The sequence below is a fragment of the Nannocystis pusilla genome (assembly GCF_026626665.1).
GTDB classification, from domain to species: domain Bacteria; phylum Myxococcota_A; class Polyangia; order Nannocystales; family Nannocystaceae; genus Nannocystis; species Nannocystis pusilla.
In genome coordinates this window covers 7,372,802-7,392,880 of sequence record NZ_JAPNKE010000002.1, presented here as the reverse complement: position 1 = coordinate 7,392,880, position 20,079 = coordinate 7,372,802, and the positions used below count along the sequence as shown (strand labels likewise).

Below are 20,079 nucleotides of genomic sequence, written 5' to 3'. Positions count from 1 at the left end.
GCGCTCGACACCGGTGGCCTGGTGAGCGAGTCCTCGGGCCCGACGGCGACGACGACCACCGAGGCGACGACCACCGAGGCGAGCGCGACGACCACGACGACCGGCACCTCGACGACCGCGGAGGACCCCTCGACGACCGACGCGACCGACGCGACCGGCAGCCAGAACACCACCGAAGGCCCCAAGTGCGGCGACGGTCAGCTCGACCCCGGCGAGCTGTGCGACGACGGCAACGTGCTCAACAACGACTCGTGCACCAACTCGTGCAAGTTCGCGGCCTGCGGCGACGGCTTCGTGCTGGCCGGCACCGAGGAGTGCGACGACGGCAACGCCGACGACGGCGACGACTGCACCAACATGTGCACGGGCGCCACCTGCGGCGACGGGGTCGTCCACGTCGGCCTCGAGGCGTGCGACGACGGCAACGCCGACGACGCCGACGCCTGCACCAGCCAGTGCGCCCTCGCCGGCTGCGGCGACGGCATCGTGATGATGGGCGTCGAGGAGTGCGACGACGCCAACGCCGAGAACACCGACGCCTGCACCGCGAGCTGCAAGAACGCGGTGTGCGGCGACGGCATCCTGTGGATCGGCGTCGAGGAGTGCGAGGACGGCAACCAGGTCGCCGGCGACGGCTGCGAGCCCGACTGCAAGAAGACGGTGATCAACAAGTACACCGCGTTCGGCCCGCAGACGAACGTGCAGGGCGCGTCGCTGGTCGGCTGGGAGGTCTGCTACGTCGACCAGTTCGCCCACTCGGGCACGTCGGTGTCGCAGATCCTGCAACAATGCGGGAAGGCCAACCTGATGCTGGCGTGCCGCCCGAGCGGCAGCGGGACGTACGCGCTGCTGGCCCACGCCCCGCGCGCGCAGGTGACGGCCGACACGGGCCAGAGCAACACGCCCACCAACGCCAACGGGAGCGGCTGGTACTTCAGCGACGCGTTCTCGTGGGGCTTCGCGGTCGAGGGCGACCCGATCTCCCGCAACAGCTGCGACACCGGCGACATCAACCCGGAGCGGCGGCTGTGCTTCCACAGCGGCGGCGGGGCGATCAACGGCGGCTACCGCTGCGGGGCGACCCTCGGTTTGAACGGCAGCGCGGACTGGGAGCGCGTGGTGCTCCACGCCGACTGAAGTGCGTCCGCGCGCCGAAGCCCCGGCCCGGCGGCGCGCGCGGGCGAGTTTTTCGGTACGATGGGCGAGAGCGAAGATGCCTGCCCAGTCCCTCCCGCGCCTCGCGCGATCCGCCCTGCTCGTCGCCGTCGGCCTGTGCGCCTGTGACACCCACGCGCCGGCGACGGCCAAGGCCGCCGTCCCGACCGCGAACCCGAACACCGCGGCCAAGCCCGCCGAACCAGTCGACGACAGCCCGGCCGCGGCGCGCACCATCAAGCTCGATCTGCAGGCCGTGGCCACCCGCCGCGGCCCGATCGCGCTGTACCGCCTCGGCGACGGCGAGGTCGTGCTGGCCGGCGGCGTGATGCTGGCGCGCGCCGGGGCCGACGGTAACATGACTCAAGAGACAGATTGGCTCAACGGCCTGCACCTGGCCGAGCCGGGCGCGGATTGGGGGGTCCACGCGCTCGGCGGTCGCGACGACGACTTGTGGCTGACGGTCGCGCGCGGCGGGGAGGATCCCGCGCACCGGGTGTACCGCCGGCGTGAGAATACGTGGGCCGCCCACGAGCCCGACCCCGACGCTCCGGGGGCTTACTACCAGGACTATGCGACATGGCCCGAGGGCCATGCGATCGCCTTGCGCAGCGACGGCGCCGGTAAAGCCGCGCTGGTGGTGCTCGACGACGACGGCGCGCGCCCGGCCCGGCCGCAGCTCGAGGTCGCGGGCCTGCAGTCGCCGCCGCGGCCGACCCGGCTGGCGGGGCTGACGAGCGGCGAGCTGTTCGCGTCGGTCGCGGCCGCCTCGGCCGGCGCGGAGGGGCTGCCGGGGCTGCAGACCGGGATGCTGCGCTGGGGCCCGAGCGACACGAAGGGGATCTTCGCGCCGCTGCCGGGGCTCGAGTCGCGGGCGCCGAAGCAGGTCGCGACTCTGGTGGAGAGCGGCGGTCAGGTGCTGATCGGCGACGGGGTCGAGATCGACGACGAGGTGGTGCCGTACGTGGCCGGCTTCGACGGCACCTCGTGGCGCCTGCTCGACCCGCCGCCGGCCCGCGGCGCGGTGGTGTCGCTGGTCGAGACCCCCGAGCCGGCGCTGCTGGCCGTCGTCGACGAGGACGGGCCCGCCGACAGTCTGTGGCGGATCCACGCCGGCGGCGACTGGGACGTGTGGGAGCGCGTCGAGCTGCCGCCGGTGCAGGTGCCGGCGTCATGGTTCTGGGACCCGCAGGCCGGCGCGTGGGCCTCGGAGCCGGCGCCGGTGGCCGGGCTGGTGCCGTCGCCGCGGGCGATCGGCCGCGACGCCGCCGGGTCGCTGTGGCTCAGCGCGCGGCTGCTCCTGGCCGACGGGACAGCCTCGCCGCACCACGCGGTCCTGCGCAGCAACCCCGCGGCGGGCTCGCTGGCGCTGTACGACGACGGCCAGGTCCACGCGGCCCAGCAGGACCTGCTGCCGCGCCGCAGCCCGCGGGCCGGCGATCCGACCTGTCCGCAGGTTTATGTCCATTTGTACACTGTCTCCGGGGACAGCCCGGAGGTCGGCACGCCCGAGCTGCGGACCGCCCTGAGCGGGCCGCTCGGCTCGCTGCTGCTCGGCGAGGTGCGCTCGCAGGGCGAGCGCCAGGTCGGCCTGCTGCTGGCGGCCGGCGACTACGAGGCGCACAAGACGGCCATCGCCGGGATGGCCGGCAAGCTGCGCTACCGCTCGCGCGCCACCTGCGGCCACCCGCCGCTGCTCCGCGGCTGGCGAGCCGGCGGGTAGCGCTTCGGGACATGGGATCGGGGACATGTTCTTGTGAACATGTCTCGCAGGACATGTCTCAACGGACCGCGAAGCCGTAGGAGCTCCACGAGCTGTCCCAGTCCGCGTCCTTGCAGCCGGCGCAGCGCTGCATGTGGACCGCGCGCAGCAGCCACGGCCCGGCGGCGGAGACGGTGAACGTGACGCGGCCGTCGGCGTCGGTGGTGGCCGCCTGCGCGGCGACCCGGCCTTCGCGGCCGCGGGTGAACGCTTCCACCCTGGCGCCCGCCAGCGGCTCGCCGGCGAAGCGCGCTGGACGCCGAGGCGGTCGCCGGGGCGCAGGCCGGCGAGGTCGCGGTCGGGGACGAGCTCGAGGCGGTGGCCGAGGACGCGGGTCGAGACGCCGTCGATCGCGTCGCCGACCTGCACGAAGCTCTTGAGGTAGCGGGTGTAGCGCTCGCGCCCGGGCTGCCGGCGCTCGCCGGCCCGCTTGCGCTCGGCGAGGGCGCCGTCCAGGCCCTCGTGGCGGAGGTAGCGGTTGAACTTGAGCGGCTTCAGCTCGATGTGCGACGCCTCGCGCTCGAGGCCGAACAGGTAGCCGCCGGCGCCGCCGAGCCGCAGGTCGAGGAACGGCGTGGTCCCGTCGCGCGCCTGCGCCAGCAGGTCGAGCTCGCCCAGGGCGGTGACCTGCCGCAGCGAGACCAGGCGCCGGCGCTCCATCGCCTTCTGGGCCTCGGCCGCGAAGTCCTCGCCGACCCACAGGCTGAGCGCGAGCGCGCCCTGCGGCCGGCGACAGCGGCGAGAACTCGAGCCAGTAGTCGTGGGCGCGGGCCGGGAAGGCCACGCAGAGCGCGGCCAGGAGGCCGAGGGCGAGGACGCGGACGGGCGGCACGGTCTCGCAGCATACCCCCGCCGGCCGGCCGCCGCGATTTTCGCGCGAGCGCGAGGGCGAGAGGCGGGGCGGCGCCACGCGGGCGGGAGGACGGACGTGACGCGCGGGGGCGCCGAGAGGACGCCGTGCGTGCGGCGGTGCCGGTGCAGCGCCGCTGCTCGACTCGAGCGGCCCCGGGTCGCTGCCGCGGTTCCGGGGTGACTTCCATGAAGCGAGCGGGCGGACGCTCGGCGCCCGGGCCGAGGCGCGGGCCGGGGGTCTCGCCAGCGACATGCTCCGGAGGTCATGTCACAAAGGGCATGTCGAGAAGGGCATGTCCCGTGGGACATGCTTGTAGGAGCGCTCAGCCGGTCGAGGAGGTCGTGTCGGCGGTCGTGCCGGTGTGGTCGTGCTCGGTCTCGCCGTGCTCGGTGGTCGCCTCGGTGGGGCTGGTGCTCTCGGTCGCGTGGTCGTCGGTCTCGTGCGCGTCGGTCGCGTGGTCGTCGGTCTCGTGCGCCTCGGTCTCCTCGCCGGCGGTGCCGTGGCCGTGCGGCTCCTGGCAGGTACCCTTGCCGTCGTGGAAGTCGCAGATCAGGTCGCCGCCGCACTGCTCGGCGTTGTCGCAGGGGCTGCCGATCTTGCTGCTCTCGGTCGTGCAGGCGGCGGCCGAGAGGAGGACGGAGAGCAGGGCGAAGGAGGACGAGCGGACGGCGCGGGTCATGACGAGGACCGCCAACATAGGCGCGGTGTCGCGGCCGTGTACATGCGTCGGCCTGTCGCACGCGGCGTGGACCGCGGCGATGCGACCCGATGTCGCAGCGGGCCGCTTGCCGGCCCGACGCGGCGCTGGATCGGCTACACGCGAGAGGGTGATGTCTCGCGGCAGTCGATGGCGGGGAGCCGGCCCGATCGGGCTCGGCGGGGTCGCCGCGGCCCTGCTGGTGGCCGCGGCGCTGGCGGGCTCGACCGCGGGCTGCATCACCGCCTACGCCCCGAACATCCGCCGCGAGGAGCACCACCAGGCCATGACGTCGCAGTCGACCCGCGGCGCCTGCCTCAAGTGCCACGAGCTCGAGTCGCACATGGCCAAGCGGATGCGCGGCATGGACCCGGCGACGCTCGAGCACCACATGGTCGAGATGAACAAGGTCATCCGCCCGCCGCTGGTGGCCGACTGGATGGCCAAGGACCGCCGCGGCTGCGTCGACTGTCACGCGATCAAGGGGGCGCGGTGAGCCGCCCTCGTGCCGCGCGACTGCTGGCCGTCGCGCTGGCGCTGGCGCCCGCGGCCGCGCGCGCCCACCACGTGCCGGGCCACGGCGCCTCCGAGGGGGTGCGCACGATCAACAGCCTCAACGGCGCCGGCGGGCGGGCCAACACGCGGCTGCTGCTGATCAACGAGTTCGTCTACACCGGCTTCGGCCTCAACCCGGGCACGATGGACTCGCTGTCGCTGGTCGGCGAGTACGCGCCGCGGCCGTGGCTGTCGTTCGCCCTGCAGGCGCCGCTGCTGATGTTCCGCGCGGCCGACACCCAGGGCGAGACGCGGGTCGGCTACGGCGACACGCGCGTGCAGGTGCGCGTCACGCCGCACGCGAGCAAGCTGATCCACCGCGTGCTGACGGCCGGGCTCAACGCCTCGTTGCCGACGCGGACGGTGCGGTTCACCGTCGACCCGGGGCCGATCGTCGCGGTCGCGCCCTACGTGGTGTTCACGCGCACGTACATGACCTGGTACTGGCAGGTGCTGGCGATCTCCACGGTCGACGTCCGCCGCGCCGGGGTGGCGGTCGACTTCGGCGCCAGCGGCCAGGTCGGCGCCCGGCTGGCCAACGGCAAGGTCAACCTCGGCGTCGGCCTGCTGCTCGACACCCGCCTCGCGGCCTTCTGCGCCCTGCCCGAAGGCGGGCGCGAGTTCTGCCCGGGCAACCGCGCGGGGGAGCTGTACCGCGACCTCGGCACGGCCCGCGGCACCGGCCTGATGGCGGTCTCCTACAACTTCCACCGCCGCGGCTCGCTGGTCGGCTCGGTCCAGGTGCCGTTCACGCGGCTCCGCGACTACACGATCGGCTGGAGCCTCGGCCTGCAGGTGTTCTTCTAGACCGGCGAGGCTGCCGTGACGTCAGGGCATGCTGTAAACAGCCTGCCCTGAGAGCCAGCTTCAGGGCTCCTCGCCCTCGATGACGATCGGCGCGGTGAAGCGCGGCGTCAGCGGGGTGCCGTCCGGATAATAGAAGTAGAACTCGACCCGGCGGTTGGCGGCGCGGCCCTCTTCGGTGTTGTTGTCGCCGGTCGGGTCGGCCTGGCCGCGCGAGCCGATGTGGACGCGGGTCGGGTCGATCTTGCCCTCCCCCTTGAGGAGGATCGCCTCGCGCATCTCGCGGGCGCGCTGCAGGCCGAGTTCCATGTTCTGCTCGGCCTTGCCGCGCGAATCGGTGCGGCCGATCAGCAGCACGTGGATCTCGGGGTTCTTCGTCAGCTCCTCCGCGGCCTGCTGGACCATGGGCCGGTCGTCGAAGGTGATGATGTTCGAGCCGGCGGCGAAGAAGGCCGGCGGCACCTCGGGCGGCGGGCGCGAGGACGCCGACGAGGCGCCGTGCTTGCAGGCGGCGAGGAGCAGGACCAGCGCGAGGGCGGCGCGAGGCATGGCCGGGAGGGTATCACCGCGGCCCGGGCCTGCACCCGGGCGCGGCGGGCGCTTCCGCCCCGCGCGGAGGACACGCCGCGGCCCTCGCGGCCCGGCGTCGCCGACGCGGTGGAACGGCGATTTCCGGAATGTATATTGCGATTCGGAGGCGATGCGAATCTTCGCGCGCGGCGATCGATCGATTCGCCCGGCCGAATCGTGGGATCTCGATGAACTCGACGTCAGATTCGGCGACCGCGCATTCGCGCTTGGGGCCCGTCCGCGGCATGGTGGCCTCTCGGCACCAGCGAAGCGAGCGGACGGATTCTCGCTGGTTCGCCGGTATTCGATCGCGCGGCGCAAATACGGACAATGAGGCCATTCGGCCTCGAGTGCTTAAATTAAGGAGAGTCGAGAGCACGCAATGCGCGAATAACAGCGATTAAGCGTGCTGTGTAACCTCACGCATGATTGGGGGCGGTAATCGCCATTCGGGCGCGTTTGCACTTGCTTCGCACATTTTAGACGTGTATCACGGCACCGTGAACGACACACGCCCTCCCGGGGCGTCGTCGTCATCGTCGGTCCTGCCGCGCCTCCGGCCTCCATTGGGTCGGGCGATTCGGCTGGCCGCATTTTCGAGCGTGTCTGGTGGAACGCAGTACGTCAAATCGGTCAGGTGCGGATCCGTTCTTTGTCGTGATCGGCGATGAAGGACGGCGCGCCGTGGGGCCGGCGTCGCGGGTGGCGGCGAGGGGGCGGGCGCGTCGCGTCCGCGCAATCGCCTCGGGGAGGATTCCATGCCCTACAATGAGTATCTCGAGATCGAGGCGCTGCAACGGCCGAGCTTGGCGGATTTTCGCGCCCGGTTCCTCCGGCCGCAGGTGCCCGTGAAGATCTCCGGGGCCATCGACGATTGGCCCGCCTTCAAGCACAACAAGTGGACGCTCGATTTCTTCGCGAAGAACTTCGGGCACGAGACCGTGGGCATCGAGCGCTTCGAGCCGGGGGAGCGGGGCGAGGGCAAGAACAGCCCCCAGGACTACGTCAAGTACCTCAAATCCAGGACATGAAGGTCGGCGAGCTGATCCGGATCCTCAAGGAGCAGCCCGATCACATGTACTACATGGCCCAGCACCCGTTTCGTCGGTGCTTCAAGGGGCTGCGCGCCGACATCCACGAGAACCCGTACCTCCGGCGTTGCATCAAGTACATCCCCGGCGCCCACATGGACTCGTACCTGTGGATCGGGCCCAGGGGGACGATGACGCCGCTCCACCAGGACCCGATGCCGAACTTCCTGATCCAGCTGGTGGGACGCAAGCTGGTGTACCTGTTCCCGCCGGAGCAGGCGCGGAAGAACCTCTACATCGGCCAGTTCGAGCGGCCCTCGTTCAGCCCGGTCGACGTCGAGGCCCCCGATCTGGACGCCTGGCCGAACTACCGCGATTGTACGCCGTACCGCACGGTGATAGGGCCCGGCGAGATGCTGCACATCCCGCGCAATTGGGGGCACGCGGTGCGGTCGCTGGACATCTCGATCTCGATCTCGTCGTTCTTCATCACCTACGGCCAGCTGTTCAAGCTGCTGCCGGAGTACGTGAGCGACACGTGGAGCCGCCTGCGCGACGGGCGGCGCTGGGATCACGTCAACGAGCGCGCCGGGGTCAACGCTCCGCCGCGAAACGCCGACGGCCGAACATGAGCGCAGATCCACGACCTCTGATGTTGGCGTTCAACGAGAACCCCGAGCCGGTGGCCCAGCCGATCCTGGCGGGTATTCAGGCGGGGGCCGAGCTCGTCAACCGCTACCCGTTCGACTCCGAGGCGCGCGTCCTCGCCGCGCTGGCGCGCTATTACGAGTGCTCGCCGGCGAACATGGCGCTGGTGCGGGGGATCGACGAGGCCTTCGACCGGCTGAGCCACGAATTCCCGGCCATGCGCTACGCCACCGCCTGGCCGGGTTTCAACGGGTATATCGGACGGATCCGGATCCTCGGCTATCGCCACCTCGAGATCCGCCTCACCGATGAATTCGCGCTGCACCCGGCCGACCTCGAGCGGCTGACCGCGGACGACTTCGTCTTCCTCGCCGATCCCTCGAATCCGACCGGGCGGCCGCTGTCGCCCGACGAGCTGGCGACGATCCGCGCGCGGGCCGGCAAGGTCTGCATCGACGAGACCTACGTCGACTACGCCGGCAAGAGCGCCGGACGCCCCGAGTTCGGCGGCGGCGTGTTCGTGTTCCGCTCGTTCTCCAAGTCGTTCGGCCTCGCCGGCGCGCGGCTCGGGGCGGTGTTCGGCGAGGCCGACGTCATCGCCGCCGTCAAGCGCAAGCAGTGGTACTGCAACGTCGGCGCGCTCGAGCTGCACGCGCTCGAGGCGGCGCTCGCCAACGACGGCCTGCGCGCGCGGCACGTCGAGCGGACGGTGGCCGAGCGCGAGCGCATCCGCGAGGGCCTCGCGCGCCTCGGGCTGCGCGTCTACCCCTCGGCCGGGAACTTCGTGCTGGTGAAGAACAGGCCCGACAGGCCCATCGACGCCTTCCTCCGCGAGCGACGGATCCGCGTCTCGGACACCGAGCGCTTCGGCCTCACAGGCCACGCCCGGATCAGCGTCGGGCTGACGGCCGACAACGACCGATTGCTGGCGGCGATGAGCGAATACGCGGGAGGGCGAGAGTCATGAATTCAGGTGCTTCCCCCACGATCGCCGAGCTGCTCGACGCCCCCTGGTTCCAGCCGGGGCTCGGCAAGACCCTCGATTACATCCGCGGCTTCGTCGGGGCCAAGGTGATCTGGCAGATGATGCAGGAGGGCGTGTTCGACGACCTCCGGCAGCAGCGGAGTTTGGAGGAGATCGCGGCCCGGCGCGGCTTCGACGCCTACCTCCTGCGCACCGTGTTCGAGTACCTCGCCGTCGAGGGCATCTTGAACAAGGACGGGCCCGCGGACGCCCCGAGCTTTCGCCTCTCGGAGTACGGCGAGCGCTTCGAGCACTACGAGGGTTGGTTCAAGATCCTCGTCGGCGGCTACGAGAACATCTTCGCCAACGTCGGCGCGATGTTGCGAAAGGGGGCCGGGGCCTACGCGCGCAACGGCAAGTGGGTCGGCACCGGGAGCTGCGAGATCTCCCAGTACGACACCATCCCCATCACCAAGGACTTTATCCGGCGCGTCAAGCCCGACGCCACCAACATCGTCGACTTCGGCTGCGGCAACGCGCTGTATCTGTGCACCTTGGCGCGCGAGCTCGGCGGCATCCGGGCCGTCGGCATCGAACCCGACCGCGACGCCTACCAGGCGGGGCTGCAGAAGATCGCCGAATTCGGGCTCGAGGGGCAGGTGCGGCTCGTCAACGTCGACGCCCTCGACTACGAGATCGAGGAGGAGCCCGACTTCATCCTGATGGGCTTCGTGCTGCAGGAGATCATCGCCCAGATCGGGCACGACGCGCTCGTCGCCTATCTCCGGCGCATGCGGACCAAGTTCGCCCGCAGCTACCTCATGGTGATGGAGGTCGATTACGACATCGACAACCGCGAGGCCATGCAGTCGCCGGTGGGGCTCGGTTACTACAACCCGTACTTCCTGCTCCACCCCTTCACGAATCAGCTGCTGCTGCCCAAGCAGCGCTGGGACGAGATCTTCGCCGAGTCCGGCTACGAGATCGTCATCCGCGAGGTCACGAGCGCCAAGGCGGACCCGACCGGGTTCGGCATCTGTTACGTCCTCAAGCCTGCCGCGGAGTAGCCCGGAAGGATGGCCGAAATCATGCCAGACGCGACCCCGATCATCGTGCTCCCCTGCATCGACAACGAGCCGGGGCTGGAGGTGCTCCGCTACTTGTTGCGGCGCGAGAAGGTGCGGGTGCCGGCGGTCGTCGTCCACCCCGCGCACAACATGGTGTGCGCCGAAGAGATCGCGGCGCTGTGCGGCGAGCACGGCGTCGAGATGATCGACATCCAGACCGCGCGGGCGGAGTTCGACGCGAAGATCCGTCCGCTCGCGCCGGACTTCGTCGTCTCGATCTACTTCGACTACATCCTCGACGCGCGCTTCCTGCAGGTCGCCCGGCGCGACTCGGTCAACCTCCACCCCGGCTACCTGCCCTACAACAAGGGCTTTTATTATTACGCCTGGGCCGAGCTGGACGGGACGCCGGCGGGGGTGAGCATCCACCGCATGGTCTCGGAGGTCGACGCCGGACCTATCATCAGCCAGAGCCGCGTGCGCGTCGACAAGGCCGACACCGGCGTCGTCATCTACGACAAGCACGTGCGGGAGTCGATCCGGCTGTTCCAGGCGACCTGGCCGTCGCTGGAGGACCAGTCGTACCACGTGTTCCCGCAGCGGCACAAAGGCACCTTCAAGAAGATCGCGCAGGCCGACGCGGTCCGCGAGCTCGACCCCGAGCAGCGCTACACGGCCCGCGAGTTCGTCGATCTGCTGCGCGTGTTCACCTTCGGGGAGCGCGGCGGCTGCACGATCGAGCTCGACGGCAAGCGCTACAGCGTGGCCGTGAGCCTCAACGAGGTCGGCGAGCAGGCCGTGGTCATCCCCGGCACGCGGGAGCCTCTCAGGACCAAGACATCGAGGTGACGAACATGAAGCCGAAGCACATTCTCCTCGCCTACTCCGGAGGGCTCGACACCTCGGCGGGGCTCCACTTCCTCAAGCACCACTTCGATTGCAAGGTCACCGCCTACTGCGCGGACCTCGGGCAAAAAGAGGACTGGGCGCGGATCCACGAGCGGGCCCTGGCCGCCGGCGCCGACCAGTTCGTGCTCGCCGACCTCAAGGAGACCTTCGTCCGCGACTTCGTGTTTCCGGCGCTCAAGGCCAACGCGCGCTACGAGCGGACCTACCTGCTGGGCACGCCGCTGGCGCGGCCGGCGATCGTGCAGGGCCTCGTCGGCTACGCGCGCGACCACGGCGTCGACGTCCTCGCCCACGGCTGCACGCAGAAGGGCAACGACCAGGTGCGCTTCGAGCTGGCCGCGCAGTCGCTCGCGCCCGAGCTGCGGACCGTGGCGCCGTGGCGGATGTGGTCGCTGAAGTCGCGCGAGGACCTGCTCGAGTACTGCGAGCGCCACCGCGTCCCGCTCGAGCACAGCGCCGGCGACCTGCTGAGCCACGACGAGAACCTGGCCCATCGGACCACCGAGGGCGGCTACCTCGAGCACGTCGAGAACGCGTTCCGCTGGGAGCACGCGGCGTGGATCACCCCGCCGACCGAGGCCCCCGACCGCGTCGAGACGGTCCGCGTCACCTACCGCGAGGGCGTGCCCGTGGCGGTCGACGGCGACGCGCTCGGCCCGGTCGAGCTGGTCCGCCGGCTCAACGAGATCGGCGGGCGCAACGGGGTCGGCCTGCAGGACATCGTCGAGAACCGCATCAACGGGCTCAAGGTCCGCGGCATCTTCGAGAACCCCGCGCTCGTCCTGCTCCACACCAGCCACGAGCACCTCGAGAAGGTCACCCTGGGCCGCGACGTCGAGCGCCTGCGCAACCTGCTGACCGACGATTACGGCGACGTGGTCTACCGCGGGCTGTGGTTCAGCGAGGAGCGGCGGGTGATGCAGGCGCTCATCGACGCCAGCCAGCGGTTCGTCAGCGGCGACGTGTGGGTCGACCTCTACAAGGGCTCGCACCGGGCCACGCGGGTGGCCTCCGAGCGCTCGCTGTACTCGCGCGACATGGTGACGCTGCACCGCGGCGAGGACATCCGCGGCGAGGACGCCACCGGGTTCCTCAACACCATCAGCATGCGGGTCCGCCTCGAGGCGACGCGGAAGGGTGAGGTCGAGATGGAGCCGGCAGACCGCTCGCAAGACAACCCCTGGTCGGGCCGCTTCGCCCGCGGCATGTCGGCGCGGCTGACCGCGTTCAACACCAGCCTGCCGATCGAGGAGCGGCTGTTCGAGTGCGACGTCGAGGGCACCAGGGCCCACGTGAGCATGCTGAACGCGGTCGGCCTGCTGGGCGACGACGAGCACCGGGCGCTGCAGCAGGCCCTCGACGAGGTCCTCGCGGAGTGGCGCGCCGGCGCGATCAAGCTGGCGCCGCGGCTCGAGGACATCCACATGAACCTCGAGGCGCTGCTCGTCGACAAGGTCGGGCAGCTCGGCAAGAAGACCCACTCGGCGCGCAGCCGCAACGACCAGCAGGCCACCGCGCAGCGGCTGTACTTCCGCCGCTCGACGCGCGCGCTGATCGACGCGATTCACGCCTGCCAGGTCGAGCTGTACGCCCATTGCCGGCGGCACGCCGACCTGATCATGCCGTCGTACACGCACCTGCAGCGGGCTGAGTTCACCCATTACGCGCACTGGCTGGCGACCTACGTCGTCATGCTCGAGCGCGACCGCAGCCGCTTCGAGGACGCCCTGCGGCGGGCCGACGAGTGCCCGCTGGGCGGGTGCGCCTCGACGGGGACGAGCCTCGGCATCGACCGCGAGCTGTCGGCCCGCCTGCTCGGCTTCTCGCGGCCGACCCGCAGCAGCATCGACGCCGTCTCCAACCGCGACTACCTGCTCGAGTTCGTCAATCACGCGGCGATCCTGATGATCACGCTGTCGCGGCTGTCCGAGGAGATCATCACCTTCAGCAGCCAGGAGTTCGGGTTCCTCGCGCTCGACGACGCGCTGTGCACCGGCAGCTCGATCATGCCGCAGAAGAAGAACCCGGACGTGCTCGAGCTCGTGCGCGGCAAGTCCGGCGTCGTCGTCGGCAACGCGACGAGCCTGCTGGTGATCTGCAAGGCGCTGCCGCTCGGCTACAACAAGGACCTGCAGGAGGACAAGACGGCGTGGTTCTCCGCGCTCGACAACTGCATGTCGTCGCTGGCGCTCATCGGCGACGTGGTCCAGACGATGACGCCGTCGGCCGAGCGCATGGTCGCGGCGACCCGCAGCGGGCACATCCTCGCCACCGAGTACGCCAATTACCTGGTCAAGAAGGGCCTGCCGTTCCGCGACGCGCACCGCGTCGTCGGCGGGCTGGTCAAGCGGGCCGAGGCCGACGGCGTCGACGTGGCCGAGCTCCCGCTCGCGGTCCTGCGCGACGCGAGTGCGCTGTTCGACGAAGACATCCGGGCGATGAGCGTCCGCGAGGTCGCCGCGAAGAAGAACTCCGTCGGCTCCTGCGGCGACGTCGCCCTGCCGGCCCTGCTCCAGGAGCTCGGGGCGCTGCTCGACGACTACGCGTCACGACGGGGGCGCGACGCGGGTTGAGAGCGCGCCCATTCACTCTTGCCATTCACTCTTGCCATTCGATCGGAGCCGAACGTGTCTTGGTCGCTACCCGAGGGAACCGCAGCTTCCGGCGTCTCCTTTGGTTCCTTCGGGGAGCTGCTGCAGGGGGCTCTGCCCGACGGCGAGGACTTCCTCGTCACGCTGCCGATCGAGCGCCACGCGGTGGCCCACTTCTACCGCTCCGACGAGAGCGAGACGCTCGAGGTGTGCCCGCGGTGGAAGACCAAATCGCAGCGGCTGGCCCAGAGCCTGCTGCGCAAGTACGGCGAGAGCGGCGGCGGGCAGCTGTTCTTGGCCAGCGAGATCCCGTGCGGCAAGGGCCTCAGCAGCTCGTCGGCCGACCTCGTCGCCACCGCGCGGGCGATCGAGGCCCACCTCGGCTTCGAGCTGCCGGTCGACGAGCTGTGCCGCAGCCTCAGCGAGGTCGAGCCGACCGACGGGGTGATGTTCTCGGAGTCGGTGGCCTACTTCCACGTCAAGGGGGCGCTGCTCGAGCGGCTCGGCTTCCTGCCGCAGGTCGAGGTGCTGTCGCTCGACGAGGGCGGGCAGATCGAGACGCTCGAGTATCACCGCCGCGGCGCGGCCCACTATTCGCTCGAGGAGAAGCGGCGGTTCCGCGAGCTGCTCGATCGAATTCGCCGCGGGTTCCAGCGCGGAGATCTTCACGCGGTCGGTGAGGTGTCGACCACCAGCGCGTACGTCAATCAGCGGTTCAACCGCAAGAAGTACCTCGATCTGATGCACGCGGTGTGCGAGCAGACCGGCGGCGCGGGCCTCATCACCACGCACAGCGGGACGTGCCTCGGGATCCTGTACGACCGCACCGAGGCCGACCACGCGGCGCGCTGCGAGCGGGCCCAGGCGGAATTGCGGCCCTACGGACAGGTCGAGGTCTACACGGCCCTCAAGGCGCCGATGCGGCCGCCGAGCACTCTGGATTGGAGCAGCTTTGACCGGACCTGAGGCACACGCGTCCCCGTTCGCGAGCGAGCGGCGCCGGCGTCCGCTCCTGCGCCGGCTGTTCTACCGCGAGGACGCGTTCGACGTGCTCGGGCCGGCCGAGCTGACCGCGCTGTTCGAGGCGTTCGCCTGCGTGGTCCGCCTGCACCCCGTGATCCTCTACTGGGTGCATCGACTCGGCGCGCGCGAATATCTGGTGTCGAGCTTCCGCCACCGCTCGATGGTCAAGTACTCGGAGCTCGAGGTCGTCCACGTCACGCCGGACGAGATCGGCTATTACCGGCTGCCCGGGGCCCGGATCGGCGGGGGCGGGCGGGTCGAGCCGGGGCTGTATTCGCTGGCGATCCAGGCGCCGGGCGGACGGCGCCACGATCTGCGGATCCGCAAGTGCGACCATGGCCAGCTCCACCTCGACGAGGTGTGCGAGCGCCCCGAACGCGACGCCGCGTCGTTCCAGTCGCTCCCGCGCCACACGCTCGATCGCAGCAAGTTCGCCGCCGAGATGGCGACGATCGTCGAGCGCGCGCTCGAGTGGGACTACCAGCGCGCGCTGCTCGGCGAGCCGGATCCGTTCACCGAGGCCGAATGGGGCGAGGTGACCCGCAAGTGCGCGGGGCTGAGCCCGAGGGCCGACGCCTTCCTCGCCGAGATCCGCCGGCGCGACCGTTCGCGGAGGGTCCACCCATGAACGCCAAGATCTTTGACAACCGGTCGAGCTCGCTGTGCGACCCGTCGCTCATCGGCCTGGGCCCGAACCTGGTGGTGGCGGCGTTTCGCCTGATGAAGATCCTGCCGGCCAAATACATCATCGAACGCGGGATCGCGCGCGGGGAGATCCACCGCGACGTGCCGATCGTGGAGAGCTCGAGCGGGACGTTCGCGCTGGGGATCGGGATCGTCTGCGCGGAGAAGGGGATCCCGTTCCACATCGTCAGCGACGCGGCGATCGACGACCGCCTCGAGGAGCTGCTGCGACACCTCGGCGGCGAGGTGCAGATCGTCGGCTCGGGGCTCGGCACCGACAACAACATCCAGGTCATGCGCCTCGAGGCGCTGCAGGAGCTCATCCGCGACAACCCGCGCGCGTTCTGGACGCGGCAGTACGACAACCTCGACAATCAACGGGCCTACCGCGAGTTCGCCGAGCAGCTGCTGAACGCGCTCGGCACCGACATCGTGGTGGTGGCGACGGTCGGCTCGGGCGGGTCGTCGTGCGGGACGATCAAGACGCTGCGGGAGATCGATCCGTCGATCAAGCTGGTCGGGGTCGACACCTTCGGCAGCGTGCTGTTCGGCCTGCCGGTGGGCAAACGCAAGCTGCGCGGGCTGGGAATTCGATCCACCCGGGCAACCTCGACCACTCGTGCTTCGACGAGGTCCACTGGGTCTCGGCCGGCGACGCGTTCGCGTGGACGCGCCGGCTCCACAGCGAGTTCGGCCTGTTCTGCGGCCCGACCTCGGGGGCGGCGTACCAGGTGGCGCGGTGGCTGCACGCGCCCGGGAAGACCGTGGTGTTCCTCGCGCCGGACGAGGGCTATCGCTACATGGACACCGTGTTCAATCGCCAGTGGCTGGTCGCCAACGAGTTCGACCGCGTCGTGCCGACCGAGGCGCCGACGCGGGTGACGCACCCGTCGCAGGCGAGCGGGCCGTGGGCGTACATCGAGTGGGATCGGCGGACTCTGGCGGAGGTGACCGGCCAGCCCCACCTCGTGGTCCCGGTGATGGAGCAGCTCAGTCGGAGGCCCTCGTGGTGAGCGCGACGCGTTCGCGCGATGGGAACGGGAGCTTCGTTTTCATCGAGAGCAACACGACAGGCACGGGCCAGCTGTGCCTGCGACGCGCGCGCGAGCGGGGCTTTCGCGTGCTGTTCCTGACCGCGCGTCCGGAGCTGTACGCCTATTTGTCGGCGGAGATGGTGGCGCCGCACGTGATCGACACCGGCGACGTCGCGGCGATCTGCCGCCTGCTCGCGCAGGAGGGCGACGTCGTCGGGGTGATGTCGACGTCGGAGTACTTCATCGAGACCGCGGCGCAGGTCGCCGCTCGCCTGGCGCTCCCGGGGCCGGACGTCGAGGGGGTGCGCAACTGTCGTGACAAGGGCCGGCTCGCGCGCGCGCTCGCGCGGGCCGGCGTGAACGCGCCCGAGACGTTCCAGGTCGACGCGCCGGCGCTGCTCGAGCAGCTGGCGCCGAAGTTGAAGTTCCCGGTGGTGGTCAAGCCTTGCTTCGGCTCCGGCAGCGTCGGCGTGCGCCTCGTGGCCACCGCGGCCGAGCTGCTGCAAGTGGGCCGGAAGATGCTGAGCGAGCCGCGCAACGAACGCGGCATCGCGGCGCCGCCGGACATTCTGATTCAGGCGTTCCTCCCCGGCGAAGAATTCTCCGTCGAGGTGTTCAGCACAGGCGGTCGCGACCACGTCGTCGGCATCACCAAGAAGCACCTCGGGGCGGCGCCGTTCTTCGTCGAGATGGGCCACGACTTCCCCGCGCGCGTCGGTCCGGCGACCGGGCGCGCGCTACAATCATTGGTGACGGAGGCGCTGCGCGCAGTCGGCTATCGCGCGGGCCCGTCGCACGTCGAGTGCCGCCTGGGCAGCGACGGCCGGCCCGCGATCATCGAGATCAACCCACGCCTCGCCGGCGGGATGATCCCGAAGGTCGTCGAGATGGCGATCGGCGTCGACCTCCTGGGCGCGGTCGTCGACTTCTTCGCCGGCCGCGAGGTCGAGCTGACTCCCGTGCGCGAGCGCTGCGCGGCGATCCGCTTCTTCGCCGCCGAGCGAGCGGGCGTGGTCGAGGCGCTGCATTCGCCGGTGGGCGAGCCGCGGACCGACGACGTGGAGGCGGTGTTCGGGGCGCTCAAGCCGGTCGGGACGCACGTCGAGCCGCAGGGCGACTTCCGCGATCGCATCGCCTACGTCATCGCCGCCAGCGAGCGCCCGGAGGTGCTGGAACAGGCGCTGCGGTCGATGCTCGCGCACGAGGTCGTGCAGCTGAGCGAACCGCGAGCGGGCGATGAAGGTCGCATCCGCAAGATCCTCATGCCCGAGGCGCTCGAGATCGTCCGCAAGCTGCCGACGCCGAGCGAGCGGAGCGCCGAGCTCGAGCGCCTCGCGGCCATCGACGAGGCGCACCTGCTCATGCTGGTCGAGGCGGGCATCCTCGACGCGGCCGCGGTCGCGCCGGTGCTGACGGAGATCGCGGCGATGCGGGCCGCTCGCTTCGCGGAGCTCGTCGACAGGCAGGCGCCGCGCGGCATCTATTCGCTGTACGAGCAGGCGCTGATCGCCCGGCTCGGGCCGCAGGTCGCCGGCGCCGTCCACACCGCGCGCTCGCGCAACGACATCCACGCGTGCCTGTTCAAGCTCGAGGCGCGCGAGTGGTTGACGCACACCTTCCGCGCGCTGTGGCGCCTGCGGGCCGCGCTCCTGGCCAAGGCCGCGGACACGCTCGACGTCGTGCTGCCGGTGTACAGCCAATTCCAGCCAGGCCAGCCCGGGGTGCTCGCGTATTACTTGTGGTCGATCGACGCCGCGCTGGCGCGTGACCAGCAGGCGCTCGCGCAGCTCGTCGACGATCTGCAGGTGTGCCCGCTCGGAGCAGGCGCCGGCGCGGGGACCGACTTCCCGATCCGCCCGCAGGTCACTGCGGAGCTGCTCGGCTTCTCGACCAGTCAGCGCAGCGCGCTCGATGCGGTCGCCAGCCGCGACCTCGCCCTGCGCTTGCTCGGCGCCTGGGCGGTGTGCAGCACGAACCTCAGCCGCCTCGCCCAGGACCTGCAGCTGTGGACCATGGCCGACGTCGGCCTGTTCACGCTGCCGGACGAGCTGGCCGGCGGCTCGTCGCTGATGCCGCAGAAGAAGAACCCGTACTTGCTCGAGATCGTCAAGGGCAAGCTGGTGGCGCTGCCGAGCGCGCTGGGCTTCGCGCTGCACGCGATGCAGAAGACGCCCTTCAGCAACGCGATCGAGGTCGGCACCGAGGGCGTTTCGCAGTGCGGCGCGTCGGCGACGGCGCTGGCCGACAGCTGCGATCTGCTGCGCCTGATGATCGAGGGTCTGACACCGCGCCCGGGTCGCGGCGAGGCGCTGGCGCGGCGCGGCGTGGTGGTCGCGACGCAGGTCGCCAACGCGCTGGTGCGCGCGGGGACGATGACGTTTCACGAGGCGCACCGCGCGGTCGGCTCGCGCATCGCCGGCGCGCTCGACGTCGGCGGCGACCCGCTGGCGGCGCTGGCGGGGCTGACCCAGAGACATGCGACGACGTCGGCGCCGCGGCCCGGGCGCTGCGTCACGGCGGCGGGCCGGGGGTGGTCGGCGAGCAGCTCGGTGAGGCTCTTGCCGAGCTGCGGCGGGGCGCCGACGAGTTTCACCGGCGGAGCGCGATCTGGAGCGCCGCGGAGCGCCGGCGCAGCGCGGCGGTCCAGGCCTCGATCGCGCGAGGTACTGACGCGGGAGGATCCGATGATTGACATGCTCAGCGACACGGTGACCCAGCCGACCGCGGCGATGCGCCAGGCGATGTTCGACGCCGAGGTCGGCGACGCCTGTTACGGCGAGGACCCGACGGTGACGCGGCTCGAGGCGCTGGCGGCGGAGATGCTCGGCAAGGAGGACGCGGCGCTGGTGTGCAGCGGGACGCAGGGCAACCTGACCGCGCTGCTCGCTCATTGCCCGCGCGGCCACGAGGTCATCCTCGGCGACCGCACCGATCTCTACGACTTCGAGGCCGGCAGCGTCTCGGTCGTCGGCGGCCTGGTGCTGCACCCCGTCGCCACGCAGAGCGACGGGACCCTGGCGCTGACCGATCTGCGGGCGGCGATCCGCGACCGCTTGGACCATCAGTGCGCGCCGGCGGGGGTGCTCGTGCTCGAGAACCCGCACTGCCAGATGGGCGGGCGCGTGCTGCCGTCGGAGTATGTCCGAAAGGTCAGGTCGCTGGCCGACGAGCACGGCCTGCCGATTCACCTCGACGGCGCGCGCCTGTTCAACGCCGCGGTGGCGACGGGACGAAGCGCGGCCGAGCTGGCCCGCGACGCGGACTCGGTGCAGTTCTGCCTGTCGAAGGGGCTGGCGGCGCCGTTCGGCTCGATGGTGTGCGGCCGGCGAACCTTCATCGATCGGGTCAAGCGCTACCGCAAGTTGCTCGGCGGCGGCCTGCGTCAGGGGGGCATCATGGCGAGCGCGGGAATCGTCGCGCTGTCGACGATGGTCGACCGGCTGGCGGAGGACCATCGCCGCGCGGCCCGACTGGCGGAGTTGCTGCGCGAGGTCCCCGGCGTTCGCCTCACGTCGCGGGTGGTCGAGACCAACATGATCTTCTTTCGCGTCGAGCGCGACGACCTGTCGACCTCGGACTTCCTGGCGCTGCTGTCGCGCCGCGGCGTGCGCATGGGGACGCTGCGCGACGGCGTGGTCCGGGCCGTCGTCCACTACATGATCGGCGACGAGGACATCGAGGCCGCGGCCGCCGCGGTCCGATCGATCGTGTCGACCGGAGCCCGCCGCTAGC

The 20,079-nt window shown here is 70.8% G+C and carries 13 protein-coding genes and 6 pseudogenes; 15 read left to right on the top strand and 4 right to left on the bottom strand.

Annotation, left to right across the window (positions count from 1 at the left end; genetic code table 11):
- Positions 1-21: 21 nt before the first annotated feature.
- Together OV079_RS32505 and OV079_RS32500 are read left to right on the top strand one after the other, a co-directional pair.
- A complete protein-coding gene (locus OV079_RS32505) occupies positions 22-1,137 on the top strand; it encodes a DUF4215 domain-containing protein (protein WP_267773070.1) in 1,116 nt (371 codons plus the stop codon).
- 76 nt (positions 1,138-1,213) lie between these two features.
- Positions 1,214-2,878 (top strand): hypothetical protein, encoded by a 1,665-nt coding sequence (locus OV079_RS32500; protein WP_267773068.1) that lies wholly within the window; start codon positions 1,214-1,216, stop codon positions 2,876-2,878.
- A 58-nt stretch (positions 2,879-2,936) separates the two neighbouring features.
- On the opposite strand, the pseudogene OV079_RS58960 reads toward OV079_RS32500, so the two are convergent.
- The 3 genes and pseudogenes from OV079_RS58960 to OV079_RS32490 form a co-directional block, all read right to left on the bottom strand.
- Positions 2,937-3,152: pseudogene (locus tag OV079_RS58960) on the bottom strand (DUF4198 domain-containing protein); the annotation flags it as partial.
- Between the two features lie 29 nt (positions 3,153-3,181).
- Positions 3,182-4,036, bottom strand: a pseudogene (locus tag OV079_RS32495) (DUF4198 domain-containing protein); the annotation flags it as partial.
- A gap of 56 nt (positions 4,037-4,092) precedes the next feature.
- Positions 4,093-4,449 carry a hypothetical protein gene (locus OV079_RS32490; protein ID WP_267773065.1) on the bottom strand — a complete coding sequence of 119 codons (357 nt, stop codon included), beginning with the start codon at positions 4,447-4,449 and terminating at the stop codon, positions 4,093-4,095.
- Positions 4,450-4,600: 151 nt separating this feature from the next.
- Here OV079_RS32490 and OV079_RS32485 point away from each other — a divergent pair, with 151 nt between their 5' ends.
- The gene (locus tag OV079_RS32485; RefSeq protein ID WP_267773064.1) at positions 4,601-4,963 is read left to right on the top strand and encodes a hypothetical protein; all 363 of its coding nucleotides are present in this window, start codon (positions 4,601-4,603) and stop codon (positions 4,961-4,963) included.
- A complete protein-coding gene (locus OV079_RS32480; protein ID WP_267773063.1) occupies positions 4,960-5,829 on the top strand; it encodes a hypothetical protein in 870 nt (289 codons plus the stop codon). Before OV079_RS32485 ends, OV079_RS32480 begins: the two co-directional genes overlap by 4 nt.
- Before the next feature lie 60 nt (positions 5,830-5,889).
- Here the strand turns inward: OV079_RS32480 and OV079_RS32475 are convergent, their stop codons facing one another.
- Positions 5,890-6,375: an OmpA family protein gene (locus OV079_RS32475; RefSeq protein ID WP_267773062.1), complete on the bottom strand. Its 486-nt coding sequence runs from the start codon at positions 6,373-6,375 to the stop codon at positions 5,890-5,892.
- Between the two features lie 779 nt (positions 6,376-7,154).
- Between OV079_RS32475 and OV079_RS32470 the strand changes: the two are divergent.
- From OV079_RS32470 to OV079_RS58945, 11 genes and pseudogenes are all read left to right on the top strand, one after another.
- Positions 7,155-8,059 (top strand): annotated as a pseudogene (locus OV079_RS32470) (cupin-like domain-containing protein).
- Between the two features lie 20 nt (positions 8,060-8,079).
- Complete coding sequence (locus tag OV079_RS32465) at positions 8,080-9,042, top strand: pyridoxal phosphate-dependent aminotransferase (RefSeq protein ID WP_267773058.1); 963 nt, start codon at positions 8,080-8,082, stop codon at positions 9,040-9,042.
- Positions 9,039-10,106, top strand: coding sequence for a methyltransferase domain-containing protein (locus OV079_RS32460; protein ID WP_267773057.1), 1,068 nt, complete (start codon positions 9,039-9,041; stop codon positions 10,104-10,106). The genes OV079_RS32465 and OV079_RS32460 overlap by 4 nt, the downstream gene beginning before the upstream one ends.
- A 21-nt stretch (positions 10,107-10,127) precedes the next feature.
- Positions 10,128-10,955 (top strand): formyltransferase family protein, encoded by an 828-nt coding sequence (locus OV079_RS32455; RefSeq protein WP_267773056.1) that lies wholly within the window; start codon positions 10,128-10,130, stop codon positions 10,953-10,955.
- Between the two features lie 5 nt (positions 10,956-10,960).
- Positions 10,961-12,148, top strand: a pseudogene (locus tag OV079_RS58955) (argininosuccinate synthase); the annotation flags it as partial.
- A gap of 15 nt (positions 12,149-12,163) precedes the next feature.
- Positions 12,164-13,588: an argininosuccinate lyase gene (gene argH / locus OV079_RS58950; RefSeq protein ID WP_420829555.1), complete on the top strand. Its 1,425-nt coding sequence runs from the start codon at positions 12,164-12,166 to the stop codon at positions 13,586-13,588.
- A gap of 54 nt (positions 13,589-13,642) precedes the next feature.
- A complete protein-coding gene (locus tag OV079_RS32445) occupies positions 13,643-14,572 on the top strand; it encodes a GHMP family kinase ATP-binding protein (RefSeq protein ID WP_267773052.1) in 930 nt (309 codons plus the stop codon).
- Positions 14,559-15,257 (top strand): hypothetical protein, encoded by a 699-nt coding sequence (locus OV079_RS32440; RefSeq protein WP_267773051.1) that lies wholly within the window; start codon positions 14,559-14,561, stop codon positions 15,255-15,257. Before OV079_RS32445 ends, OV079_RS32440 begins: the two co-directional genes overlap by 14 nt.
- Positions 15,254-16,326: pseudogene (locus OV079_RS32435) on the top strand (cysteine synthase family protein). The gene OV079_RS32440 and the pseudogene OV079_RS32435 overlap by 4 nt, the downstream one beginning before the upstream one ends.
- Positions 16,221-18,767 (top strand): annotated as a pseudogene (locus OV079_RS56390) (lyase family protein); the annotation flags it as partial. The pseudogenes OV079_RS32435 and OV079_RS56390, both read left to right, overlap by 106 nt.
- A 264-nt stretch (positions 18,768-19,031) precedes the next feature.
- Positions 19,032-20,078, top strand: a complete 1,047-nt coding sequence (locus OV079_RS58945) for a GntG family PLP-dependent aldolase (protein WP_420829554.1) — start codon at positions 19,032-19,034, stop codon at positions 20,076-20,078.
- Position 20,079: the final 1 nt, after the last annotated feature.